At 31.8% G+C, this 25,573-nt stretch carries 31 protein-coding genes and 1 pseudogene; 31 read left to right on the forward strand and 1 reads right to left on the reverse strand.

The features are described from left to right. Positions 1-9 precede the first annotated feature (9 nt). Positions 10-411 carry a hypothetical protein gene (locus ABGF48_RS04140; RefSeq protein WP_408105080.1) on the reverse strand — a complete coding sequence of 134 codons (402 nt, stop codon included), beginning with the start codon at positions 409-411 and terminating at the stop codon, positions 10-12. Between the two features lie 345 nt (positions 412-756). On the opposite strand from ABGF48_RS04140, the gene ABGF48_RS08555 reads away from it, so the two are divergent. The 31 genes and pseudogenes from ABGF48_RS08555 to ABGF48_RS04295 form a co-directional block, all read left to right on the forward strand. Next, complete coding sequence (locus tag ABGF48_RS08555; RefSeq protein ID WP_456264621.1) at positions 757-921, forward strand: HNH endonuclease; 165 nt, start codon at positions 757-759, stop codon at positions 919-921. 112 nt (positions 922-1,033) lie between these two features. Then, a complete protein-coding gene (locus ABGF48_RS04150) occupies positions 1,034-1,615 on the forward strand; it encodes a terminase (protein WP_456264595.1) in 582 nt (193 codons plus the stop codon). 70 nt (positions 1,616-1,685) lie between these two features. Further along, a complete protein-coding gene (locus ABGF48_RS04155) occupies positions 1,686-2,072 on the forward strand; it encodes a hypothetical protein (RefSeq protein WP_408105081.1) in 387 nt (128 codons plus the stop codon). 75 nt (positions 2,073-2,147) lie between these two features. After that, the gene (locus tag ABGF48_RS04160; RefSeq protein ID WP_408105082.1) at positions 2,148-2,930 is read left to right on the forward strand and encodes an S-adenosylmethionine synthetase N-terminal domain-containing protein; all 783 of its coding nucleotides are present in this window, start codon (positions 2,148-2,150) and stop codon (positions 2,928-2,930) included. Next, positions 2,927-4,162, forward strand: a complete 1,236-nt coding sequence (locus tag ABGF48_RS04165) for a site-specific DNA-methyltransferase (protein ID WP_408105083.1) — start codon at positions 2,927-2,929, stop codon at positions 4,160-4,162. Before ABGF48_RS04160 ends, ABGF48_RS04165 begins: the two co-directional genes overlap by 4 nt. Further along, complete coding sequence (gene dcm / locus ABGF48_RS04170; protein WP_408105084.1) at positions 4,155-5,588, forward strand: DNA (cytosine-5-)-methyltransferase; 1,434 nt, start codon at positions 4,155-4,157, stop codon at positions 5,586-5,588. The genes ABGF48_RS04165 and dcm overlap by 8 nt, the downstream gene beginning before the upstream one ends. A gap of 43 nt (positions 5,589-5,631) precedes the next feature. After that, complete coding sequence (locus tag ABGF48_RS04175) at positions 5,632-5,847, forward strand: DUF4314 domain-containing protein (protein ID WP_408105085.1); 216 nt, start codon at positions 5,632-5,634, stop codon at positions 5,845-5,847. A gap of 100 nt (positions 5,848-5,947) precedes the next feature. Then, positions 5,948-6,202, forward strand: coding sequence for a hypothetical protein (locus ABGF48_RS04180; RefSeq protein ID WP_408105086.1), 255 nt, complete (start codon positions 5,948-5,950; stop codon positions 6,200-6,202). A gap of 10 nt (positions 6,203-6,212) precedes the next feature. Then, on the forward strand, positions 6,213-6,518 hold the full coding sequence (locus tag ABGF48_RS04185; RefSeq protein WP_408105087.1) for a hypothetical protein: 306 nt from the start codon (positions 6,213-6,215) through the stop codon (positions 6,516-6,518). Between the two features lie 117 nt (positions 6,519-6,635). Continuing rightward, on the forward strand, positions 6,636-6,923 hold the full coding sequence (locus tag ABGF48_RS04190) for a transcriptional regulator (RefSeq protein WP_408105088.1): 288 nt from the start codon (positions 6,636-6,638) through the stop codon (positions 6,921-6,923). Between the two features lie 97 nt (positions 6,924-7,020). Beyond that, a complete protein-coding gene (locus ABGF48_RS04195; protein WP_408105089.1) occupies positions 7,021-8,616 on the forward strand; it encodes a terminase large subunit in 1,596 nt (531 codons plus the stop codon). Positions 8,617-8,704: 88 nt separating this feature from the next. Then, positions 8,705-9,352 (forward strand): S8 family serine peptidase, encoded by a 648-nt coding sequence (locus tag ABGF48_RS04200; protein ID WP_408105090.1) that lies wholly within the window; start codon positions 8,705-8,707, stop codon positions 9,350-9,352. Further along, positions 9,342-10,166: a hypothetical protein gene (locus ABGF48_RS04205; RefSeq protein WP_408105091.1), complete on the forward strand. Its 825-nt coding sequence runs from the start codon at positions 9,342-9,344 to the stop codon at positions 10,164-10,166. Before ABGF48_RS04200 ends, ABGF48_RS04205 begins: the two co-directional genes overlap by 11 nt. A gap of 3 nt (positions 10,167-10,169) precedes the next feature. Beyond that, positions 10,170-10,655 (forward strand): hypothetical protein, encoded by a 486-nt coding sequence (locus ABGF48_RS04210; protein WP_408105092.1) that lies wholly within the window; start codon positions 10,170-10,172, stop codon positions 10,653-10,655. Between the two features lie 112 nt (positions 10,656-10,767). After that, the gene (locus tag ABGF48_RS04215; RefSeq protein ID WP_408105093.1) at positions 10,768-12,021 is read left to right on the forward strand and encodes a phage portal protein; all 1,254 of its coding nucleotides are present in this window, start codon (positions 10,768-10,770) and stop codon (positions 12,019-12,021) included. Then, positions 11,984-12,721 (forward strand): head maturation protease, ClpP-related, encoded by a 738-nt coding sequence (locus ABGF48_RS04220; protein WP_408105094.1) that lies wholly within the window; start codon positions 11,984-11,986, stop codon positions 12,719-12,721. The genes ABGF48_RS04215 and ABGF48_RS04220 overlap by 38 nt, the downstream gene beginning before the upstream one ends. 3 nt (positions 12,722-12,724) lie before the next feature. Further along, positions 12,725-13,897 carry a phage major capsid protein gene (locus tag ABGF48_RS04225; protein WP_408105095.1) on the forward strand — a complete coding sequence of 391 codons (1,173 nt, stop codon included), beginning with the start codon at positions 12,725-12,727 and terminating at the stop codon, positions 13,895-13,897. Positions 13,898-13,912: 15 nt separating this feature from the next. Then, positions 13,913-14,176, forward strand: coding sequence for a head-tail connector protein (locus ABGF48_RS04230; RefSeq protein WP_408105096.1), 264 nt, complete (start codon positions 13,913-13,915; stop codon positions 14,174-14,176). Further along, positions 14,176-14,532, forward strand: coding sequence for a phage head closure protein (locus tag ABGF48_RS04235; RefSeq protein WP_408105097.1), 357 nt, complete (start codon positions 14,176-14,178; stop codon positions 14,530-14,532). The genes ABGF48_RS04230 and ABGF48_RS04235 overlap by 1 nt, the downstream gene beginning before the upstream one ends. Next, positions 14,513-14,728, forward strand: coding sequence for a hypothetical protein (locus tag ABGF48_RS04240; RefSeq protein WP_408105098.1), 216 nt, complete (start codon positions 14,513-14,515; stop codon positions 14,726-14,728). Before ABGF48_RS04235 ends, ABGF48_RS04240 begins: the two co-directional genes overlap by 20 nt. Next, on the forward strand, positions 14,712-15,071 hold the full coding sequence (locus ABGF48_RS04245) for an HK97 gp10 family phage protein (protein WP_408105099.1): 360 nt from the start codon (positions 14,712-14,714) through the stop codon (positions 15,069-15,071). Before ABGF48_RS04240 ends, ABGF48_RS04245 begins: the two co-directional genes overlap by 17 nt. Continuing rightward, positions 15,068-15,379: a hypothetical protein gene (locus tag ABGF48_RS04250; protein WP_408105100.1), complete on the forward strand. Its 312-nt coding sequence runs from the start codon at positions 15,068-15,070 to the stop codon at positions 15,377-15,379. Before ABGF48_RS04245 ends, ABGF48_RS04250 begins: the two co-directional genes overlap by 4 nt. Positions 15,380-15,388: 9 nt before the next feature. After that, entirely contained in the window at positions 15,389-15,946 is a 558-nt protein-coding gene (locus ABGF48_RS04255; RefSeq protein ID WP_408105101.1) for a major tail protein, read from the forward strand. 2 nt (positions 15,947-15,948) lie between these two features. Next, on the forward strand, positions 15,949-16,311 hold the full coding sequence (locus ABGF48_RS04260; protein WP_408105102.1) for a hypothetical protein: 363 nt from the start codon (positions 15,949-15,951) through the stop codon (positions 16,309-16,311). A gap of 11 nt (positions 16,312-16,322) precedes the next feature. After that, positions 16,323-16,484 carry a hypothetical protein gene (locus tag ABGF48_RS04265; protein ID WP_408105103.1) on the forward strand — a complete coding sequence of 54 codons (162 nt, stop codon included), beginning with the start codon at positions 16,323-16,325 and terminating at the stop codon, positions 16,482-16,484. 525 nt (positions 16,485-17,009) lie between these two features. Continuing rightward, entirely contained in the window at positions 17,010-19,505 is a 2,496-nt protein-coding gene (locus ABGF48_RS04270; protein WP_408105104.1) for a phage tail tape measure protein, read from the forward strand. Then, entirely contained in the window at positions 19,498-20,196 is a 699-nt protein-coding gene (locus tag ABGF48_RS04275; RefSeq protein ID WP_408105105.1) for a distal tail protein Dit, read from the forward strand. Before ABGF48_RS04270 ends, ABGF48_RS04275 begins: the two co-directional genes overlap by 8 nt. Continuing rightward, positions 20,196-22,595 carry a phage tail spike protein gene (locus ABGF48_RS04280; RefSeq protein WP_408105125.1) on the forward strand — a complete coding sequence of 800 codons (2,400 nt, stop codon included), beginning with the start codon at positions 20,196-20,198 and terminating at the stop codon, positions 22,593-22,595. The genes ABGF48_RS04275 and ABGF48_RS04280 overlap by 1 nt, the downstream gene beginning before the upstream one ends. Then, positions 22,595-24,286: a hypothetical protein gene (locus tag ABGF48_RS04285; protein ID WP_408105106.1), complete on the forward strand. Its 1,692-nt coding sequence runs from the start codon at positions 22,595-22,597 to the stop codon at positions 24,284-24,286. Before ABGF48_RS04280 ends, ABGF48_RS04285 begins: the two co-directional genes overlap by 1 nt. Then, entirely contained in the window at positions 24,283-24,690 is a 408-nt protein-coding gene (locus tag ABGF48_RS04290) for a phage holin family protein (protein ID WP_408105107.1), read from the forward strand. Before ABGF48_RS04285 ends, ABGF48_RS04290 begins: the two co-directional genes overlap by 4 nt. 31 nt (positions 24,691-24,721) lie before the next feature. Continuing rightward, positions 24,722-25,549 (forward strand): annotated as a pseudogene (locus ABGF48_RS04295) (N-acetylmuramoyl-L-alanine amidase); the annotation flags it as partial. Positions 25,550-25,573 lie beyond the last annotated feature (24 nt).

Raw genomic sequence — 25,573 nt, forward strand, 5'->3', positions numbered from 1 at the left:
AATAAGCTGTCAATATCTTATTATCTCCTCTAATATACCACCAAACATTATATTATCCCAAGTTAATGTAGCAGTTTTATTATTGTTCCATGTTAATGTATATCCTGAATCATCTTCGACTATACCTTTATATTTTCCACCTAATTTGATATTAGTTTTAACAAGTTCTTTTTTATCAGGATATTTTAAAAATAACTCACTTTCAAAATTTGGATAGAATATCTCTTTTGTAATAGAAACAACTTTTATACCTTCAGGTGAAGTTGGTTTAAGCTCATAGTAAGTTCTTCCATATTTCCAATTAATAAATGAACTAATTAAAATTAAGAAAAAAACTGAAAAAATTATAAGTATAGGATGATTTAGAATGAGTGATAAGATTGATTTTAAAGTACTTTTTAAAATTTTCATTCGATCTCCTTTAATAATTAATATGTTATATCTTTATAATAGCATAAAGATGAGAGTAAAGGTGATAGAATGAGAGTTAGCAAATTTAGTATAATTAGAATAGAAAAAGTATAGGCCTTGAGGATAAATCCTTGGGGCTTTTTTTATGGAGAAGTCATGCCTAGAAAACCTAAAAGCCCATGCTCTTATCCAGGTTGCCCTGAGTTAGTTGATGGACGTTTTTGTAAGAAACATGAAAAAGAGTACAACAGAAATTATGAAAAATACCAACGAGACCCAAGAACTAAGAAACGTTATGGAAGTTAGTGGAGAAAGATAAGAAAAATTTATCTTAATGCTAACCCTTTGTGTGAAGAGTGTAAAAAGAATAATAAATACACGAAAGCCAATGAAGTCCATCATATCCTTCCTTTGTCACGTGGTGGTACACATAGCTTTTCAAATCTCATGGCTTTATGTAAATCATGCCACTCAAGAATTAGTGTTCTTGATGGAGATAGATTTGGATAGGCCTAGGGGGGTGTCAAATCTCTAAAGCTCTAGGTCAAGGGAACGGTGGGGGCCAAGCACGCACAAAAAGACAGGTTCAAAGGGGGTATTAAAGAAATCACATAAAAAGGAGGTGATAAAAATAGCACGAGATGGAACATATCGAGGCGGAAGAAGAGTAAGAGCGGGAGGAAAACCAACACCTGCCATTGAAAAAATACAAAAAGGAAAAGACGTAAAAATTATTTATAACGAGATTGAGGAATTTGAACCAGAAGAGTTAGAAGCAGTAGATTTACCAGAAGGAGCACATCTTACTGGTTTTGATATGCCAGTTCCCAGTGACTATTTATCAGCTAAACAAAAAAATGGGATTCCTTTAGGCGCAGATGATATTTATAGGGAGACTTGGATTTGGTTAAAAGAAAGAAATTGTGAAAAGCTAGTAAATCCTAGACTTTTAGAATCATACTCACAAGCTTTTGCTCGTTACATTCAATGTGAGGAAGCTATTAGTCAATTTGGACTTTTAGGAAAGCATCCAACAACAGGCGGAGTTATTTCATCACCTTTTGTCCAGATGTCCTCACAATTTCAAAAAACAGCAAATCTCCTGTGGTATGAGATTTACGACATTGTAAAAGAAAACTGTACAGAAACGTACGAGGACTTTGGTAATGATATGATGGAGAAATTATTGAGAAGTAGAAAGTGACGACCAACACTAGATAAACAAAAAATTAGGTTATATAATTAAAATAAATAATTATATAAAGAGGAAAAATATGTCTCTAGTCATAGTATCAGCAAAAAATATTCAAGAAGCTTACGAGAAAAGTGTACACAAGAAAGATAAAGCAGCCTTCATTATTGAAAGTGATGGGTTACAAGATTTCTTTTCTGAGTATAAAGATAGCTTCAAGTATTATGAATTTTATTATAAATTAGAACCATATGGAACATCGAAAGTGGCTCACTCTGATGTCATTTATATTAAAGAGTTCGCAGAATCAATAATGAACTATATAGTAAACAACAAAGACTTTGAAAACAAAAGCATCAATAAATTCAATGTATCTAGGTCTAAGATTAAGAAGTATGTTGATAAGCTAATAAATCTTTATCAATATGCCATAGAAAATAACGATCATTTAATTGGATTGGGAGATTGACCAATAAAAATAAAATTTAGAAATAAGACTGACTACCAAAGTTTTGAGTAGTCAGTTTTTTTATGGAGGTAAAACATGTTTGAAAAAGTAAATCCAAAGCATCCAGATAAACAGGCTGATTGTATAGATGGAGCAATTGTTGATTTAGCATATAAAGAAAATAAAAATCCTAAAATTGCTGTTGAAGTTTTATTAGGTCATGGTAATTGCCATGTGATTATTGAGACAGATTCTAAATTAGATAAAAAAGAAATTGAGAAGGCTATTAAAAGAATAGCCGGAAATGTTGAAGCTAATATAAAAATAGTGGACCAAGATAAGCACTTATCTAAAAATCAAAAGGACAAAATTAGATGTGGAGATAACGGAATATTCAAAGGAGTGCCTACTTCTTTTGAAGAAGAGAGGCTTTCTTTAATAGCTAGAGAAATATATTCATATCATCCCTTTGATGGAAAATATATTCTTGATGGGGATAAACTTATTATCTGTCAATCTAATGTATCAAATAAGGTACTAGAGCCATTTTATCCAGAAGCAATAATAAATCCACTTGGAGAGTGGACTGGTGGAACTAATGTTGATACAGGCGCTACTAATAGAAAACTTGGATCAGATATGGGAAGAGCTGTAACTGGAGGAGGTCTTCATGGAAAAGACTTATCTAAGGCAGATGTTTCTGTAAATATTTATGCCCACTTAAAAGCACAAAAAGAAAATAAAGAAATTAAATTCTCATGTGCTATAGGAGATGAAGAGATTGATGGAAGACCGTATTTTGAAATAGTAGAAATTGCAAGAAATTATATTCAAGATATAGGTGGCTTTGAGGCATTTGCAAAGTGGGGACTTATATGATTACAACTAAAGAAATGAAGTTAGTAGATATAAATAAGTTAGTTCCTTATGTAAATAATGCAAGAACTCACTCATCAGAACAAATTAATAAGCTACGTTCATCTATACGTGAATTTGGTTTTATTAACCCCATCATAATAGATAAAGACTATGGAGTTATAGCAGGACATGGAAGAATAATGGCTGCTAAGGAAGAAGGAATAAAAGAAATTCCTTGTGTATTTGTTGACCATCTAAATGAAGCTCAGAAGAAAGCATATATTTTAGCTGATAATAGGATGGCTTTAGATGCTGGATGGGATGAAGAGCTTTTAAGAATCGAAATTGAGTCATTAGAGGAATTTGGTTTTAATGTAGAACTTACAGGTTTTTCAGAAGAAGAATTAAGTCAACTATTTGATTTAGACAGTGGTTTAGAAGATGATGATTTTAATGTAGATGAGGAATTAGAAAAATCTACGTTTTCAAAAACTGGAGATATTTGGATTTTAGGTAGACACAAACTTATATGTGGAGATTCTACAGATGAGTTAACTTACGAGAAATTAATGGAAGATACAAAAGCAAATCTTGTAATAACAGATCCTCCATACAATGTAAATTATGAGGGATCTGCCGGAAAAATTAAAAATGATAATATGGAGCAAGGTAAATTTTATGAATTTTTACTAAGCTCCTTTTTAAATATGGAAAAATATCTTGCTGATGATGGTTCGATTTATGTATTCCACGCTGATACAGAAGGTCTTAATTTTAGAAAGGCGTTTCAAGAATCAGGCTTTTATTTATCTGGAACTTGCATTTGGAAAAAACAATCACTGGTTTTAGGGCGTAGTCCATATCAATGGCAACACGAACCTATCCTTTATGGTTGGAAGAGAAAGGGAAAACATCAATGGTACACAGGAAGAAAAGAATCAACTATATGGGAATTTGATAAACCAAGGAAAAACGGTGAACATCCTACAATGAAACCTATACCTTTAATCTCTTATCCAATAAAGAATTCATCAATGATTAACTCAGTTGTTCTTGATCCCTTTGGTGGAAGTGGAAGTACCCTTATTGCCTGTGAAAAGACAAATAGAATTTGTAGAATGATAGAACTTGATGAAAAGTTTGTAGATGTTATTGTAAATAGATTTATAGAACTTGTAGGAAGTGATAAGGATGTAAAGTTATTAAGAGATGGTAAAGAATATAGTTACTTCGAGGTAGTAAAAGATGAATAAGAATTTAACTCTTGGCAGTTTATTTTCAGGTTCTGGTGGATTTGAATTAGCTGCTATTTTTTGTGGAATAAAACCTATATGGGCATCTGAAGTTGAACCATTTCCAATAAGGGTTACACAAAAAAACTTACCTCAAGTTAAACATTTAGGAGATATAAAAGAAATTGATGGATCTAAAATAGAGCCTGTAGATATTATTTCCTTTGGCAGTCCTTGTCAGGATTTATCAATCGCTGGTAAAAGGGCAGGACTTGAAGGAAAAAAATCTAACCTTTTTTATGAGGCCATAAGAGTTATAAAAGAAATGAGGTGTAAAACTAATGGTAAGTATCCAAGATACCTACTGTGGGAAAATGTGCCAGGAGCCTTTTCATCAAACAAAGGTGAAGACTTTAGATGCGTCCTTGAAGAAATTACAAGAATTAAAGATACCACAGTTAAACTTTCTCGACCATCGAAATGGGAAAGTGCAGGAGAAATCCTGGGAGATAATTTTTCCCTTGCTTGGAGAGTCCTTGATGCTAAATATTTCGGAGTGGCCCAACGAAGAAGAAGAATCTTTCTTGTCGCAGATCTTGATGGAAAAAGTGCCAGAGAAATACTATTTGAGCAAAAAAGCTTGTCAGGGAATACTTCAAAGAGCAAAGAGAAAGGGAAAGGAAATCCCAAAGCAACTAAAAGATGCATTGATAAAACAATCTGTTTAAATGACCAAGGTGGAGAAAGGATGGATATATCTGAAGAAATATCTGGAACTTTAAGAGCAAAAGCAGGAAATCCACCTTTAGTATTTGAAAATCATAGTCAAGATTCTAGATATAAAGGTCCTTTAGAAAAAAGTCCAACACTTGCATCAAATTTAGGTCAAGGAGGAAACAATCAACCTTTTGTTGTATATGATATTAGACAAACTTCTAAAAATACAAAAAATGAAAGGCATAATATTTATAAATGTGATGTTTCAAGAACAATAGATACATCTGGAAACATACCTACAAGAAATCAAGGTGGTGTGGCAATAGTTGAAGATGTTTATTCTATTAGTAAAAATTCTCATTTTACAAATGCAGATAAAAATATATCATCGGCCTTAGTTGCAAGTGACTATAAAGATCCACCACTTGTTAATCATAGATTTGTTAGAAGACTTACACCAAAAGAATGTGGAAGATTACAAGGTTTTCCTGATTATTGGTGTGAAGATTTAAAATTAGATAATCCATCAGATATAGATCTTAAATTTTGGAGAAAAGTTTTTGATAAGGATGCTGAAATTAAAGGATTGAAAAATAAGAAATCAGATAAATGGATATTAAAATGGCTAAAAAATCCTCAAACAGATTCAGCAGAATACAAAATGTGGGGCAATGGCATAGCTCTTCCATGTGCAATATACATTTTTAATAGACTTGTAAAAAATACTTGATATAAATTTTATCTTGAGCAATATATGTAGTTGAGGTGATTAGATGATTTCAAATAATATAATAAATAAATTAAAGATAAAATATCCTATAGGAACTCGTATAAAGCTAATTAAAATGGATGATATAGGAGCTCCACCTATAGGAAGTTATGGAACAGTTGTAGGTATAGATGATTTAGGTTCAATTCTTGTAAATTGGGATAATGGATCTACATTAAATGTTATTTTTAATGTAGATAAAGTTGAAATAATAGCCTAAAAAGCTCTAAAAATAGCGGTTTTTATGCTGTGTTTACTTGACTAATTCTTCGTTATACGGGAATATGTGTATAACAAAAGAAGAGAAGGAGAACATTAAAATGACAAACAAAGAATTAAAAAGACAAACATTTTTAGAATCAGCAAGAAAATTAAAAGAAAAAAGAGAAGCACTTTACGAAAGAGAACCTGAAAGAGTACTTTATGAAGAAGGCAAGATCAACTGGAAAGAATACATGCAAATGTACAAAAAAAGAAAAGAAGAGGAACTTGAAAAATACAAAGATAACCCTTTTTACCAAGACTACAATGACGGCTTAATAACATACGATGAATTCATAGCATTTTCAAAATAAGGAGAAGAACGTGACATACAAATATGTAAAAACAAAAGATGAAATACAAGAATTAATAGACTCCTCAGCAATAACAATGCTTGGACTTTGCGAAGGAAAAGATGGAGATTTAGCATTTCAAGAATATTTAAAAGAATACCTAGAAGATGATACTATTTACATTACAATGGGAGAAACTATAAACGAAATATACGGAACAGATTTTCAGGATGATTTAAGGATTGTAAGCTTAAAATATAATAAACTAGGAAGACTACCAATGATAAGACTTGAGATTGGAGCAAAATGGTTTGATGATTTTATAGATAACCTTTAAAAAAAGTGTGTATTAAAAGACACATCTCCTTTATAACCGTGATGATATCAAGGTTATAGTTGCTATAGATTTTTTATTATGGCAATATACACATAACAAAAGAAAAGGAGAGAAAAGATGAAAAAAGAATTATTAGAAAGACTAGAAATAGAAGTTAAAGCGTGTAAAAGATACGCAGAAAACTCAATAAAAAAATCAAAAGAAGACAAAATTGGATTAGCAATAAACTTTTTAGAAATTGCAGGAATAGCAAAGAAATGTGCAGACCAAGTTCATGAAGAACTTTGGGAAGTATCAAAAGGAAATTTAACAAATGAAGAATTCCAACTTTTTGCAGAATCAGAAACGTTAGATAGAGAACTTAAGAAAGCATACAAAGAATTAAACATAGCAAGACAAAGATAAGAATAGAATTCTAAATAGAGTTTAGGCTCTATTTGTCATAGTAGAAGTCACAATCATGTGGCTATTTTTTATGCTTATTTTTAAGGAAAGGAGAAAAATGAAAAAGAAATATGTGCCAAGTAAATTTATGCTGGATTCATCTTATTACGATAAGGATAGAGCAGATTATGCCGTTACCTTTATAGAATGTTTAAAACACACAAAAGGAAGATGGGCAGGTAAGTCATTTAAGTTAATTGATTGGCAAGAAGAAATAGTAAGAGATTTATTTGGGATTATAAAAGAAACTGGATATAGACAATTTAATACGGCATATATTGAAATTCCTAAAAAACAAGGTAAATCAGAACTTGCAGCAGCTGTAGCACTCTTACTTACTTGTGGTGATGGAGAAGAAAGAGCTGAAGTTTATGGATGTGCAGCCGATAGACAACAAGCTACCATTGTATTTGATGTGGCTGCAGATATGGTTAGAATGAGTCCAGCTCTTTCTAAAAGAGTAAAAATTTTAGCATCACAAAAAAGGATAATTTATAAGCCTACTAACTCTTTTTATCAGGTCTTGTCTGCAGAAGCATATTCAAAGCATGGCTTTAATATACATTGTGTAGTTTTTGATGAACTTCATACTCAACCTAATAGAAAACTTTTTGATGTAATGACAAAAGGATCAGGGGATGCAAGGACACAGCCTTTATACTTTTTAATTACTACTGCAGGAACTGATACTAAATCAATTTGTTATGAGACCCACCAAAAGGCTGTAGATATAATTGAAGGAAGAAAAACTGATCCAACTTTTTATCCAGTAATTTATGGAGCAGATAGAGATGATGATTGGACAGATGAGAAAGTATGGAAAAAAGCTAATCCATCTCTTGGTATTACTGTTCCAATAGAAAAAGTAAAACAAGCATGTGAATCTGCTAAACAAAATCCTACTGAAGAAAACTCATTTAGACAATTAAGACTAAATCAGTGGGTAAAACAATCAATAAGATGGATGCCTATGGATAAATGGGATTTATGTAATTTTAATGTTGATGAAGAGAAATTAAAAGGCAGAGTTTGTTATGGAGGACTTGACCTTTCATCAACTACAGATATAACTGCCTTTGTATTAGTTTTTCCACCATTAGATGAAGAAGATAAATTTCAAGTTCTTCCATATTTTTGGTTACCAGAAGATAATCTAGATTTAAGAGTTAAACGAGATCATGTAAATTATGACTTGTGGGAAAGACAAGGATTTATTCAAACAACAGAAGGAAATGTAGTTCATTATGGTTTTATTGAAAAGTTTATAGAAGATTTAGGTGATAAATATAATATTAAAGAAATAGCCTTTGATAGATGGGGAGCAGTTCAGATGGTTCAAAACTTAGAAGGTATGGGTTTTACTGTAGTTCCATTTGGACAAGGATTTAAAGATATGTCTCCGCCAACAAAAGAGTTAATGAAACTAACACTTGAGAGAAAAATTTCTCATGGAGGACATCCAGTATTAAGATGGATGGTCGATAATATATTTATTAGAACAGATCCAGCAGGAAATATTAAAGCTGACAAAGAAAAGTCCACTGAAAAAATAGATGGAGTGATTGCAACTATAATGGCTTTAGATAGAGCAATTAGAAATGGAAATGTAAATGAAGAAAGTGTGTATGATAATAGAGGGTTATTGTTTATGTAAAATTAATGAATTGTTTAAATATATTTAAGTTGAATTAGCATACATTAAATGTTATAATATTTATTATATATTTTTTTCGAGGAACATAATGAATAAAAAAACAGGTAAATTGATATTATTTTTGTTTCTAATACTTTTAATTATATTTTTATTTGTGTCATACTCTTTTCTTTTCTTGAATACAATTGATAATAAAATTGAAATAGGTATAATTGATTCCTCTATTTCTTCATTGAATCGTAATAAAGTTTTTGAAATAAATAGAAAAGATAAGAACGAGGATGAAAGTCATGGCAATGAGATGGTAAATTTTGCTTTGAATTTTAGTCCTAACGCAAAAATATATTATTATGATGCAAGTATAGACGGTAAAATTAACGATAATTCAATTAAAAAGGGTTTGTCTTGGATGAAAGAAAAAGGAATAAGAGTAGTAAATATTAGTTTGTCTTCTACAAGATTTTCTAATGAACTAGAGTCTTATATTAATGAATTTGTTGAAGGAGGAGGGATTATATATGCAAGTTATAATAATAAAAAATCAACCTTTGATTATCCAGCTCAATATACCAATGTTGTAGGAGTAGGAACAAAATCGGTAGTTAAATCTAAGCATATAGATTCAATATACAGAACATCTAGAATTTTTTTAAATGGGAAAATTTATCTAGGTAATTCCTATTTGTCATTAACTGAAGCAATACTTAAAGCAAAGGAGATAAGAAATGAAAAATAATTTTTTAAAGAAAATAATAACTATATCTTTAGCACTTGCTATTATACTAAATATATCATTTGTTAGTAATTCTGAAGTAATAGCTGTTGAGGATTATAATCTTGAAACAATTTACATCGATGGTGTAGAATATAACATTAGTTTAACGAAAGATCTGGATTTAAAGGTTGAAACTGTTTTAGAAGGAGATGCATACAGTTTATCTATAGATAAAAATAGTGGTGATGGCGAGTTTATTTCAACTAATAATAGGACAAATACTGAAGATTATAGTATTAAAATAAAAAGTTTGGCTACTGATAATCTTGATATGACAATCTATGATAAAAAAACAATGGTATCTGATAAAATCGATTCAATGGATGAACTTTTAGACGAAAGCTACGAAGGACAAATATCCATTACTTTAGGGGGCTTTGCGGGAAAAGCCATTCTAACGGCTTTAGCTGCTGCGTTAGCAAAGGCTGCAACAGTTGTAGTTGTTGCGGGAGTTACCTATTACGCAATAGATAAAATTAGTCAAAGAATAATAAAAGGGCTTTATTACCCTGCTATAATAAAAGGAAATAATGTATTAATTTCTCCAATATCAATTAAAAGGGATACAGCGGTTAGAAGAATAAAATCTGGATTAAGCACATATACTATATTGGCAGTTCATGCCAAAGGAATTGTTAAAGAAACAGGTTTAGGGGTTACACATTCTGAGAATCATTATTCATCGGGTAGAAAAGGCGTATTTTTCTCTCATTATCATACTTTGAAAAGAAGAGGGGAGCATTCATTCTATGGATTACCTAAAATAAGGAGATAAAATATGATTAAGATAGAATTGAAAGATCATTTTGATTATGTTGAATATATAAATTATGTATATGCAAATACACAGTATATAGAATATGTAGTTTTAGAGAATGATGACAATAATATAAAAAATGTAATGAATTATTTTGATAATAATAACATAATTTCAAAAAGTGTTAGATCTTGGAAAGGCACAGTTTCAAGTGGAAGAAGAAATCAATTGTATAAGTTTTATGCAGATGATGAATTTAAGAATATACTATTGAACTTTGAAAATTTCTTTATTATTGAAAAAAAAGAAATGCCAAATAATCTAATTGCTTGTAAGCTTAAAGAAACCTCATGGGGGATCTCAGATATAGCATTTTATGATAAGAAAGGCGAGATAGTTTCATTTGTTATAGCACATGAAGGGCAGGTATTAGTAAGTCCAAAATATATTAATAAAATAAAGCACTTAATTATAAATGATGATAATTATATATTTGGTCTTAGATAGTCATATTTCATAGAATTGAAATAAAAAAGATTACATTAATATAAATTTTACTTAATATTAAGCACCTACAAAAAGTAGGTGCTATTTTAATACCTTTTTTTAAGGAGAAAGAATGAATATAATAAAAAAAATATTTAGTGGAAAATCAAGAGATAAACCAGTAAATAAGATTTCAGACAATCGATATAACTTTTATGTAGGAACCTCATCTAGTGGTAAAAGAGTAACTGAACAAACTGCAATGACCATGTCTGCAGTATATGCTTGTGTAAGAATTTTATCTGAAACAATAGCTTCTCTTCCACTACATGTATATGAATATACAAATCTAGGTTCAACAAAAGCAATAAAGCATCCTTTATATAAAATACTTCATGATGAGCCAAATAGTGAAATGACAAGTTTTATCTTTCGTGAAACCTTAATGACTCATCTTTTATTATGGGGTAATGCTTATGCCCAAATAATAAGAAATGGAAGAGGTGATGTTTTAGGATTATATCCTTTAATGCCAGATAGGATTAAAGTTGATAGGGATGATGATGGAGAAATATTTTATGAATACCGTATGACAATTAAGAATATAAAGCTTTCAAATAAAGATGTCTTACACATTCCAGGATTAGGATTTGATGGATTGGTTGGATATTCTCCAATTGCTATGGCAAAAAATGCGATAGGAATGAGTATATCTGCTGAAGAATATGGAGCAAAGTTTTTCTCAAATGGAGCAACACCAAGTGGAATACTTGAACATCCTGGTACGATAAAAAATCCAGAGGCAATGAGAGAATCTTGGTCTAGAGGCTTTTCAGGAAACAACTCTCATAAGGTTGCGATACTTGAAGAAGGTATGAAATATACACCAATATCAATATCTCCAAATGAAGCCCAGTTTTTAGAAACAAGAAAATTTCAAATTACAGAAATAGCTAGAATTTTTAAGATACCTCCTCATATGGTAGGTGATCTTGAAAAGTCTAGCTTTTCTAATATAGAACAACAATCGCTAGAGTTTGTTAAATACACTCTTGATCCATGGGTTTCAAGGTGGGAACAAACTATAGTAAAAACACTTCTTAAAGATGATGAAAAAGATAAATACTATGTGAAGTTTAATGTTGATGGATTACTTCGTGGAGATTATCAATCAAGGATGAATGGTTATTCTATAGGAAGGCAAAACGGCTGGATGAGTGCAAATGATATTAGAAGACTTGAAAATCTAGATTTAATACCTAAAGAAGAAGGAGGAGATTTGTATTTGGTAAATGGAAATATGCTACCACTAGAAAAAGCTGGTGCATTTTATAACAAGGAGGAAGAAAGTGAAGAAGTTTTGGAATTGGAAGAAGATAAAAAATAAAGATGACACAACAGAAAATATCTTATTTCTAAACGGAACAATTGCTGAAGAGTCTTGGTTTGATGATGACATCACGCCAGGACTTTTTTTATCGGAGTTAAAGGAGCATAAAGGTGATATTACGGTTTGGATAAATTCGCCAGGAGGTGATGTAGTAGCCGCGGCTCAAATTTATAACATGCTGATGGACCATAAAGGAAATGTAACAGTAAAGATAGATGGTATCGCAGCTTCTGCTGCATCTGTTATTGCTATGGCTGGTACTAAAGTATTAATGAGCCCTGTTTCTATGATTATGATTCATAACCCGATGACTATTGCTTTTGGTAATAGAGAAGACATTAAAAAGGCAGTTTCTATGCTTGATGAAGTAAAAGAGTCAATCATTAATGCATATGAAATAAAAACAAATCTTGATAGAAGAAAACTATCAAAGTTAATGGATGATGAGACATGGATGAATGTTCACACAGCTATCAATCTTAATTTCTGTGATGGAATTTTACATAGAGAAGAAAATAAAGATTTAGAAATACCCGAAGTAAGCTCTATGTATTCAAGGGTTAAGGTAGTGAACTCATTAATGGATAAACTTGCCACAAAGGCCAAAATAAAGCCCTTAGAAGAGGGTGTAACTGAAGATAAGATTAACACTAATGAAATAAATAAAAGATTAGATTTACTAAAAAGTTGGAGGTAAGAAATGAATAAGATTAATGAACTTATGGAAAAAAGAGCTAAGGCATGGGATTTAGCTAAGGCTTATGTAGATGAAAAAAAAGATAAGGATGGTCTTTTATCAAAAGAAGACTTAACTACTTATGAACAGATGGAAGAGAAAATCAAAAACTATTCAGTAGAAATTGAACGTCTAAGAAGGGAAGATGAAATGGATAAAAAATTAAGTATGGCAGTGTCTGAACCTATTACCAATAATCCAAGAGCAATGGAAGAAGAAAAGAAAGATGTAAGACAGACTAAAGCATATAAGGATTCTTTCTTAAAGGCTTTTAGGTCAAATTTTAGAGTCATTGATAATGTCTTACAAGAAGGTGTTGATGAAAATGGAGGCTATTTAGTTCCAGAAGAATATGATGACAGATTAATCACTAAGCTTCAAAGTGAAAATATTATGAGAAATCTTGCAACTGTTATTGAAACAAGTGGTCTTCATAAGATTAATATTGCTGCAACTAGTCCATCAGCTGCTTGGATAGAAGAAGGTGCAGAGATTAGCTTTGGAGATTCTAAATTTAAGCAAGTAAACCTTGATGCTCATAAGCTACATGTAGCAATTAAGATTACTGAAGAACTTTTATATGATAATCAATTTAACCTTGAAGACCATATTATTAATCAATTTGGTAAGGCTCTTGGAAATGCTGAGGAAGAAGCGTTCTTAGTTGGTGATGGTAGAAATAAACCAACAGGAATCTTTAATGAAACTGATGGTGGTACTTTCCTTGATGGAGAGGTTGCATTAACACCAAATAGTTTAATTGATTTAGTCTATAAACTAGAAAGAGCTTATAGAAAAAATGCTTCTTTTATCTTGCATGACTCATTAGTTGCACAAATTAGAAAGTTTAAGGATACGACAGAAAACTATATCTGGGAGTCATCATATAAGGAAGGTGAGCCAGATAGGCTTTTAGGTTATCCAGTTTATACTTCTGAATTTGCACCAGTAGATAAAATAGCCTTTGGAGATTTCTCTTATTACAACATTGGTGATAGAGGTACTCGTTCGTTCCAAGAATTAAAAGAACTGTATGCAGGAAATGGAATGATTGGACTTTTAGCAAAAGAAAGAGTTGATGGAAAAGTCATCTTAAAGGATGCCATAAAAATTCAAAAGTTAGTTCAATCAGTTTAAGTATAGGAGGGTGTGATGATAAGTTTAGAGGAGGCAAAAAATTATCTAAGAGTTGATTCAAACGATGATGATGACTTAATCACATCCTTAATTGAATCATCAAAAAGAATATGCCTAGATGTTTTAAGAAAAGACCATCTTGAAGATGAAGAATTAATAAAAACAGCGGTCTATTATGCCTTAGGATATTTTTATGAGAACAGAGAAAATGCGAATCATAAAGACTTAACGCTTACCTTACGAGCACTTTTATTTGGACACAGGAAGGTGGAGTTTTAATGAAAATATCCCTTTTAAATGAAAAAATAAAAATAGAAAAGTTAGAAATCATAAAAGATGAAATGGGAAATCAGTCTAAGAAATGGGTTGATTTCCTTATTTTATATACAACTATCTCTGGACAATCTCCTAATGAAGCATTAACTAATGGAGCGGTTTGGGATGTGAATAATATCGACTTTACTATTCGTTACTCAAAAGAGGCTAGTTTGCTTGATTCAAGATCCTATAGAGTCGTTTTTAAAGGAGATTATTACGACATTCTAGGCATAGACTATATGAATTTTAAAAAGAAAGCATTAAAGCTTAAGTGCAAAAAAATAGAAAGGAATAAAGATGAAGGTATTAATAACTAAAAGATTTTATGGTATACAAGAAAAAAGATATTTTAATGAAGGGGATGAATTATCCTATAAGGAGTTTAGTTTAGAAAGACTAAAGGAGTTTGTTCTTAAAGGTGTAGCTAAAGAAGAACTTGAGAAAACTCAAACTAGAAAAACAACGAAGGCTACTACAAATAAATCGGAGAAAAATAATGAAGGAGCTTCATAAAGAGCTTAAAGACATATTTGAAGATTACACTGATGATGTTATAAAAGCCACCAATGAAATTATTGATGAGATATCTAAAGAAACAGTTAAAAATCTAAAGTCTTCTGGGTCATTTAAGGATTATAGGCCTAAGTATAGGAAAAGCTGGAGGGTTTCAAATGGAGATAAAAAGCTGGGAATTCAATCCAAAATTATTCATAACAAAGAATATCAGCTTACTCATCTTTTAGAACATGGCCATGTAAATAGGGATGGTTCAAGAACAAAAGCATACCCTCATATTGAAAAAGCAGAGAAAAAGGCAAGTGAAGATATCATCAAGTATTTTGAGGGCAAAGTATGATTGAATTTTTTAATAAGCTAAGTAAGGAAATGGGAGTTGATGTTGCTTATGACCACTTTGAAAAAGCACCTTCACTTCCATTTATTGTTTATGTTGATGAAGGCAAAGAAAGTTTTATTGCTGATTCAAAAATTTACACAAAGAAAAGAAATATAAGAATAGAGCTTTATACAGAAACTAAAGATTTAGCTACTGAAGAAAAGCTTGAGAATTTCTTAGAAGAGAATTTCAAGATATTTACAGATGATGAAACTATTTATATAAAAGACCAAGAGTTATATAAACACAATTATTATATATCAATTTAGGAGGAGTTTATGAATAAGGTAAAATACGGACTTTCAAATGTCCATGTTTATCCAATTACAAGTGAAACGAGTGATTCAATAACTTATGGACAAGCTATAAAAATACCAGGTGCAGTATCTTTAAGTTTATCTCCAGAAGGATCCAGTGAGCCATTTTATGCTGATAATACTTCATATTATGTTGCTACATCTAACAATGGCTACAGTGGTTCTTTAGAGATTGCATTAATACCTGAAGACTTTTTAATAAAGATTTTAGGTATGAAAAAAGATACTTCATCAGGAGTGATTACAGAAAGTGGAGAAGATAAGAATACTCCATTTGCTTTAGGTTTCCAATTTGAAGGTGATGAAAAAGGTGCAAGGCATATTCTATATAAATGCTCAGCTACTAGACCAAACATTGAAGGAGAAACTGTAGGAGATTCTGTAAAACCAAAAACAGATTCCTTTGATTTTACTGCTGTTGGAAGAATATCAGATAAGTTAGTTAAGGCTAGAGTAGACCAAGGAGAAAGTGCTTATAACGATTTCTTTAAAAAGCCATTTGAGGCGGTGAGAGTATAGCTATGGAAAAAACAATTATAATTTCAGGAAAGCCCACCAGATTTAAATGTACTGGTGGTTTTTTAATCAGGTATAAACAACTAACTGGAAATGATCCACTTAAAGATATGATGGGGATGTTTCCAGATGATAAGAAAAAAAGTAAAACGATAGATATTGAGAATATTAATACTGAAGTAATCTTTAATATCATATGGGTTTTAGCTAAAACAGCAGATAATACAATTCCTGATTTACTTGACTGGCTTGATAGTTTTGATGAGTTTCTACTTGAAGATATTATGGTGGAGCTTGAAGAACTTTTGACTCGAGCTTTTGTTTCAACCATTGAAAGTAAGTCTAAAAAAAAGCCGATAAGGAAGTAAACATTGAAACCATGATGATAGGGGCAGTAAAAAGAGGACTGTCCCTTGAAATGTTTGATGAAATGAATCCAGGTCAAATTGTAGATTACTGCATTGAGTATAACAATTTTTATTTTGAGGATGAAAAAGAATTAGTAAGAAATGCTACTCAAGCGGACTTTAATAATTTTTAAGGAAGGAAGGTCTAGATGGCTAGTAAAAGAATAAGATGAATCACCATTCATATTGATGGCAACACCACTAAACTTTCAAAAGCATTAGAAGATTCGGAAAAGAAGGCCAAAAAGGCCTCTGACTCTTTAAGAGATATTGAAAAAGCACTAAGGTTTAACCCTGGTAATACTAAGCTTGTAGAACAGCAACAAAGAAACCTGCAAGTTGTACTTGATGAAACCAAGAACAAGTTAAATATCTTAAAAGATGCAGAAAGAGATGTAAAAAGACAATTTAATGAGGGTAAACTTTCTATTGAAGAATATGAAGCCTTTCAAAGAGAAATCATTGACACAGAAAAAAGTTTAGAAATCTATACAAGAAGACTTAGAGATTCCAAGAACGAACAAGAAAATCTAGAAAAATCAACAGATAATATAATAAGACTTCTTGAATCTCAGGGAAAAACCATTGATGATGTATCTGATATTGTTGGAGATAAATTAGTAGGCCAGTTTAAAAAGGGAGAAGGCTCATCTAAAGAGATGCAAAAAGCTCTCATAAAGCTTGGTGATGAATTTCTAGATACTGGGACAGATGTAGAAAAATTAAATAAATATCTAGAGTCTATTGGTGGGGATACTTCTTTTAATGGCTTATCAGATGAAACTAAGAAGTTTTCTGATAGCTTAAAGCAAACCGAGAAAAGTGCAGATGGTGTATCTGATTCCCTAGAACAAATGGTTGCTGGAGGAGCATTAACAGAGCTTGCTGATATGGCACAAGCTGTAGTTGATAAGTTTGTGGATATTGCTAATGCAGCAAGGGAATATGCTAACGAGCAAGATGATAATTGTGTAAAACTTCAAACCAATCTATCATTAACTAGAGAAGAAGCTTTATCTTTAGGTGAAGTCGTTGATGATGTAATGGCAGGAGGTATTGTAGAGTCTTCTTCTGAAGCAACAGATGCAGTCATTTTAGTTAAAAAAGCTTTTAGTGAGTTAAATGATGTAGAGCTATCTAAAGTGACAGATAAACTATTAACCCTATCCAAAAGAACTGGAACAGAAGTTAATGAAAATGTTAGAGCGGCACAAGTTCTAATTAGGGAATTTGGATTAAGTTCTGAAGAAGCCTTTGATTATCTTGCAGGTGGATATCAAAAAGGACTAAATTATTCAGATGATTTTGTAGATACGATAAAAGAATACAGTCCTTTATTTGCAGATGCTAATTTATTAATTGAAGAATTTATGGATATTCTTCTCACGGGTATGGAAAATGGTGCTTTTAATACCGATAAGACAGCAGATGCTATTAAAGAATTACATATAAGACTTGCTGATGGATCCTTTGAAAATAACCTAGATTCTTTTTCTGAAAGTACCAAGAATGTGTTTAATGATTGGAAAGAAGGTAAAGCTACAATTACAGATGTCATGGCATCCATTGGAGAAGATATTAAGAAAATGGATCCATCAGACCAGCAAGCTGCATTAACTCTTTTATCAACTCAGTTTGAAGATTTAGGTATAGAAGCATCTATTGCCCTACTTGGAATTGAATCTAGTATGGGCGATGTAACAGGTAAAGCAGACTTAATGAACCAAAAGACAGTTGGAGAAAACTGGCATGGAACATTGGAGAGATTAAAAGATTTATTAGAACCACTAGGAACAAGTTTTCAAAATATAGCCCAGGGTGCATTAACAATTTTTGTTGATGCTCTTGAGAGCTTATTTAATTGGTTTAACAATCTAAATCCAGTTCTTCAAAATATTATTACTGGTCTTGGAATATTTGCTGGTGTATTTGTTGCCTTACTTCCTATAGTTACAAGTGCAATAGGGATTTTTACAGCCTTAAAAGGTATATCAGCTGTTTTAGGAGTAGGTTTAGGTGCTTTAGCAGGACCTGTAGGCATTGTGATGGCTGTAATAGCAGCCCTTGTCGCAGTAGGGGTTTTACTGTATCAAAATTGGGAGACTATAAAAGAGTATGCCATTGTGATTTGGGAGGCTATTAAAAATATATTTGTAACAGTTGTCACTTCCATTGGAGAGTTTTTATCTTCAGCATTTGAAGCTATAAAAAATATTTTTCTAACAGTTTTTGAAGTTATAAAGACAATTGTTTCAACCTACTTTGAAATTTACAAAACGATTATAACAACAGTCATTGAAGCTATAAAAACAGTAATTACAAATGTTTGGGAAGCTATAAAATTTGTAATTACAACAGTTGTAAATGTCATAAAGACAGTTATTGAAACAGGATTTAATGTAATTAAAGAAGTCATTACAGGCATCTTAAATACCATTAAGACCGTTGTTACAAATGTCTGGAATAGTATAAAAACAGTAATTAGCACTGTTGTAAATACAATAAAGACAACTATTCAAAATGTGTTTAACACCATCAGTTCATTAATAACTAATGTTTTTAATGGGATTAAGAATACAACAAGCAATGTCTGGAATGGTATTAAATCAACGATATCAAATATTGTTAATTCAATTTCATCAAGTATATCAAATGTCTTTAATGGAATAAAAAATACAGTAACAACGATATGGAATGGAGTAAAGTCTGCAATTATAACTCCAATCGAGACAGCTAAAAATGCTGTAAAAAGAATTGTTGATGCAATTAAGGGATTCTTTTCATTTAAGTTTTCATGGCCAAAAATTCCAATGCCACACTTTGGGATAAAGCCAAAGGGATGGAAAATTGGTGATTTACTTAAAGGTAGTATTCCATCTCTTGGAATCTCTTGGTACAAGGAAGGGGGAATATTTGATAGACCTTCTGTTATAGGTGTTGGTGAGGCTGGCTCAGAGGCTCTTGTTCCGACTCACAAATTAGATAAGTTTTTAGAGGATGCTGTCAAAAGAGTAAAGTCTAAAAATAATACTAGTGATGCAATTGTTATTAATATTGAAAAGCTAGAGGTAAGAGAAGAAGCAGATATTGAGAGAATTGGTAGAGAGATTTTAAAAGAAATTAAAAGGTATGAAAGGGGGCTATCACATGGCTGATTTTATTTATAACAATACTGATTTATCAAAGTTTGTAAAAGTAGAAGATATAAGAAGACCCTTAGTGTCTGTTTCTAATACTTATTATGATTTGCCAGGGAAAGAAGGAGCTTATTTTCTAAAAAGAAAACTAAATTCAAAACCCGTTGAAGTTGATATAAGACTTATAGAAGAAGTATTTAATAAAAATATCAACGAAACAAAAGACATTCTTTTAAGTTCCCTTCTTGTAGAAAGCCCTAAAAAGCTTGAACTTAAAGATTATAAAGATAGATATGAAATGGCCATTCTTGATGGAGAGATTGATTTTCAAAAATTTCTAAACACTGGATTTATCACATTAAAGTTTATCAACCCAGATGGTGTTTTTTATTCTAAAGAAGAATATAAGTCATTAAATAATATTGGAAATCTTAAAGCTCCATTTAAGTTAAGAGGGCAAATTTCAAAAGAGCTAGTGACGATTACAAATAATAAGACTTTAGAAAAGATTACTATTAACACTTCAGGAATGATTAATAAAACTATAGAAGTAGACACTGGATTAGAAGCGGTCTACATAGATAATAAAAATGCTATGAGGTATGTATTTTTAGACAGTGACTTCTTTTATCTAAGTAAAGGAGAAAACTCAATAAAGTTAGAAGGGATTACTAGCCCAATTTATCGATACAGAGCAAGGTGGGCATAATGAAATTTATAGTATTAAATAGAAATGAAGAAAGAACAAACAACCTAAATGCTTTTAATGTTAAGAGAAAAGAAGTAATTAATGGTCTTGATTCTATCACTTTTGAAACTTTTGATAATTTTTTAGAAAAGTATTTCAAACTTTTATATAAGGATCAGGAAGGTCTATGGCATGAATATATTGTTTCATCAATTGATCGTATTCATGATGAAAAAGGCGTTTATTATCAAGTCTTTTTAGAAAACTCATTAACTGAAATTAGAGGAGATTTCATAGAGGACTTAAGAGCAAGAAACTCATCAGCTAAAAACGCATTAGATAGGCTCTTATCTGTAACAAGATGGAAAAGTGAAGTATCAAAAACGACCATTGGGACGACTAATTATTATAGAATCTCTGCCTTTGAGGCTTTAAGTAAACTGTTAAAGGATTTTGGTGGTGAGATAAGTACAAAAATAACAGTTTCAGGAGAAAGAGTTGTTGAAAGAAAAGTTATATATAAAGACAGGATTGGAGAGGATAAAGGTAAGAGGTTTTCTTTTTCTAAAGATATAAAGGCTATAAAACAAACGATTAATGAAGATGATATTATCACAGCACTCTATGGATATGGCAAGAGTGAAGAATTAGAAAATGAGGAAGGAGTAAAAGCCTACACTAGAAGAATTAGTTTTAAAGACATCAATAACAATAAGGCTTATATAGAAAATAATGAAGCTAGAATAAAGTATGGTCTAAATAATAGGCATAGGTCTGGGGCTATATTTTTTGATGATATCGATGATAAGTATGTACTTCTTCAAAAAACAAAAGAAGAACTTAAGTTTTTATCAAAACCAAGTATCACTTATGAAGTGGATGTTGTTGATTTAAAATCGTTTGGTTTAGATTTTGAAGGAGTATCTATTGGAGATACAGTAACTATTCGAGATTATGACTTAAATGAAAGCTTTAAGGCGAGAGTTCTAGAAGTGGAAGAAAGCCTAGATAAGAGTGAAGTTAGAAAACTTGTTTTAGGAAATATTAGAAAAACACTAGGAGATTATGCTAAAAGCATAAAAGAAGAAGTCTCATCATTATCAAGTAAAGAAAGTCTATATGATAAAGCATTTATACAAACAAAAGAAATAAATAAACTCACCTATATCGATAAGGTGGTTGAGGCATTAAATGACCAGTTTTCATCTGGGACATCTAATGCCTTTTTTGATGTCGATAGAGGGGTTGTTATCACTAATAAAAAAAGTGAAAAAGACTCTACTTGGGCTATGGAGCTTAGCTCATTAGGTTTTAGAATTGCAAATAAGAAAGATAGCAAAGGTGGTTGGATTTGGTCTACCTTTGGAACTGGCGCAGGCTTTACAGCATCTTTAATTAGAGTAGGAATTCTTGAAGGCGGTCAGGTTAGTTTTGATTTAGAAAATGGGACTTTTAATATTGGAGATGCATTAGTGTGGGATGGGAAAAATCTAACAATTAGTGCAGAGTCTATTAAATCAGTTGTCTCAAGTGAAATTCAATCAAGCTTAACTGACCCTATGGTAATTGAAAGATTTAAAGGAGAAAGAGGACCTAAAGGCGATCCTGGTCAAAGAGGTCCACAGGGAGAAAAAGGTATTCAAGGAATGAAAGGAGAAACTGGTCCTAGAGGTAATACTGGTCCAAGAGGCCCCCAAGGAGAGAAAGGTGAACAAGGACCTAAAGGAAAAGATGGCAAGGCTGGTATTGGAATTAAAAGCTTTGGTGCTGAGTACAGTCTTCATTCAAGCAATGAATCTAAGCCTGATTCTAATTGGTCTGAAATTGCTATGTATGAGGAAGGAAAATATCTGTGGAGAAGGTATAAGACCATTTTTTCTGACGGTTCTATTTCTTATACCGAAGCTGAATATATACCTAATCCTTTTGAAATTGATGAGACTCTTCATGAAATTAAAACAAGTATAACATCAGTTACAGAACAAACCGATGAGCAATTATTTTCGATTGTTGAGATGAAAAAAGAAATTGAAACAATGGGCGGGGCATTAAAAATAGTTTCTCTGACCTCAACTCAAGCTAAACAAAAGTCAGATAGTTTTATCCAGGAGTTTAAACGAATAGATAATGCTTTAAGTCAAAATGAAAAAGAGACTAAAGAAATAAAAGCACTTATACGTTCTGGACTTGATAGTGAAGGAAACACCTATACAGAATGGGGGTCTGCTGATAGTTCCAGTTTAAGAGTAGGTTCAAATGGAATTGATATGAACTCAAATGGAGTAAAAACGATGACTCTTAAGGATGGAAGAGTTGATGCAAAGAGTTTATATGTTGAGGAGACAATCGGATTTGGAAACCATACGGCACAGAAATATAAGAGCGAGTTTACGATATTTAGCTGGACAGGAGGAGTTTAATGGCAAGAAGTGGTGTAATTTATGGTACAAGAAGAGTTAACCAATGGGGACCAAGATTAGAGCTTCATTGGGATATTTCATCGCAGTCAGTAAAGGATAATACTACAACAATTCGAGTAAGGTCATATTTTAATGTTAATGGAACCATTAGTTGGAATGCCTATAATTATGAGGGAAATACGAGAATAAATAACGGGACTAGAAATACCTATTATTATACGTCTTCAAATTCATCCGAAAGACATAGGTTAATGAATACAGCCTATCATACAATAAAGCATGATAGTAATGGTAATGCGACAGTAAAGCTTGAAGGTTGGTTTAATGTAAAAGTTTTGTATTGGAGTGGAGTTAATGTTTCTGAAATTTATGCAGGTGGGGACATTACACTTGACAGGATTATTAGAGGAATTAATGAATCAAGTTTCTCACTTTCTAGTGGATGGTCTAATGCAGTAGGAAACAAGACAGTTACTTTTAGTAAATACTCATCAACAGCAAAAGTCTCCTTATACTATGAATACTACAATGCAAAGAAAAACTCATGGACTTGGGGTGAAACAATTAGTGGCAATTACGGCTCTGGAACAAGTTTCTCATTTTCAAATAACAAGATAAATGACATGCATAATAACAATCCTGATTCTAAGACTGTACAAATAAGAGTTGGAGCAAATATATACCAAGGTCAAAGTAAAATTTCTTCTGTTACAAGGACAGTATCCTTGAAATTAAAAGAGGAAAGCCCTAGTATTTCTGGCTCTTTTAGTCTCTCTGGCAAGAACCAACATTTACTTGGAAGTCCATCTTATGCCGTACAAAGCATCCATACAGCGAATATTGAATTAAATGCAAGTGGAAGAAATGGAGCAAGTATTAAGTCTTATCAAATTATATTTCAAGGGGCAACTTTTAATTCGAGAACGGCCAAGACGCTTGTGACTCAGTCTGGGAATTTAAGTGTTGTAGTTAAAGCTACTGATTCAAGAGGAATTACAGGGACTAGAACCCTTGGGAATATAGTATCAAGACCTTATGTAAAACCTAGTTTATCAAACCATGTAGCAGAAAGGTATCAAGGCTTAAGCCCTAATCCTTTAGGCACAAGTGGGAAAATTACTGGATTAATTAATTTCAAAAATGTAAATAATTCCAGTGAAAGAAATATCAACGAGGCTTATTGGAGGGTAAGTCTATCTTCTTCATCAACACATAATAGTAGGAATATTTCTTATACAACAAATGTAGCTATAGAAAATACGCTTAACTACACCTTGTATTTTGGAGATAAGTTTACAGATTTACAAGTAACAGGACAAATTGCATCTGGTCAAGCTCCATTAGTATTAGGAAAGAAAAGCATAGGCATCAATATTGTACCTGGAGCTAATAAAGAAGGACTTTTTATAAAGGATGATTTAATAAATGATTTGAAAGTAGGGCTAATTTATGATGAGTTTTATGCCGACCACAGAGCAGTAGGGTCAAATAATTATATAGAAGCAATCAAAGCAAATTGGAGAAATATTAAAGAAGGTTTAAGTTTTGCTGTTTGTCGAGTAGCAACTAGAGGGATAGCAATCATTCACAAATATCCAGATGGAGCTTATGGCAGTGCCTTAACTTTTGGATATGGCACAAAGATAAAACAATACAAATATGATAACGGAAAATGGATGGAGGTAAAATGAAAGATTTAATAAAAATTTTTAATACGGCAATGGCTGTTATAGGTGGATGGCTAGGTTACTTTTTAGGAGAGCATGACGGTTTACTCATAGCTCTTATTTTATTTGTAGTTATTGATTATATCACGGGAGTGATGTGTGCAATTGCAGATAAAAAGTTATCTAGTAAGTTAGGTTTTAAGGGGATTTTTAGGAAGATACTGATCTTCTTATTGGTTGGTATAGCAAATATTTTAGATATCACAATTATTAAGTCAGGATCAGTTTTAAGAACGGCAGTTATATTCTTTTATCTATCAAATGAAGGAATATCGATTCTTGAAAATGCTACACATTTAGGGCTACCAGTTCCTGAAAAGCTTAGAGATATTTTAGAACAAGTAAATAAAAAGGAAGATAAGAGGTAGCAAAGGCTATCTCTTTTTTTAGGAGGATTATATGAGTAATAGTAAATTAGCAACGTTGACCATTCTTTCACCAAATCACAGTGGAAGAAGAAATCAGAAAATTACAAAAATAGCAATTCATCATGCAGCTGGAGTTATAAGTGGTAGAAATCTTGCAAATGTATTTGTGCCTAAATCAAGAGAGGCATCTGCTAACTATAACTTAGGTTCTGATGGAGTTATTGTTTTAGGTGTAGAAGAAAAGAATAGAGCATGGACTACATCTTCTTCTTGGTGTGATAACAGGGCTGTGACTATTGAGGTAGGAAACTCAAGCAGAGGTCCACAGTGGCTTGTTTCAGATTATGTACTAGAAAGACTAATTGATTTGGTCTATGACATCTGTAAGAGAAATGACATTTATCCTTGTACTTATACAGGTGGTAAAGACGGAGTACTTCAAAAACACGAGTGGTATGCCAATACCAACTGTCCAGGGCCATATCTTGGAAGTAAATTCCCTTATATAGCAAAAGAGGTTAATAAAAGATTAGAGAAGGACAGAAATCCTGTAGAGGATACTACGGTTACTACTGATAACTTATATAGAGTTAGAAAATCCTGGAGTGATGTAAAAAGTCAAAAAGGTGCATTTAGAAATCTAAGCAATGCTAAAGCCTGTGCAGATAGATTTAAGGGGTACTCTGTGTTTGATAAAAATGGAAAACTAATATATCCAGTTGCAACCAAGAAATCTGTCGACCAAGTAGCTAAAGAAGTCATTAATGGAAGTTGGGGAAATGGTGAAGAAAGAAAAAGAAGACTGACTCAAGCAGGTTATGACTATGTTAGTGTCCAAAATAAAGTTAATGAAATCCTAAATAAAAAGATAGTTAATAGAAAG

This window comes from Helcococcus bovis (assembly GCF_046035835.1).
In the GTDB taxonomy this organism is placed as follows: domain Bacteria; phylum Bacillota; class Clostridia; order Tissierellales; family Peptoniphilaceae; genus Helcococcus; species Helcococcus bovis.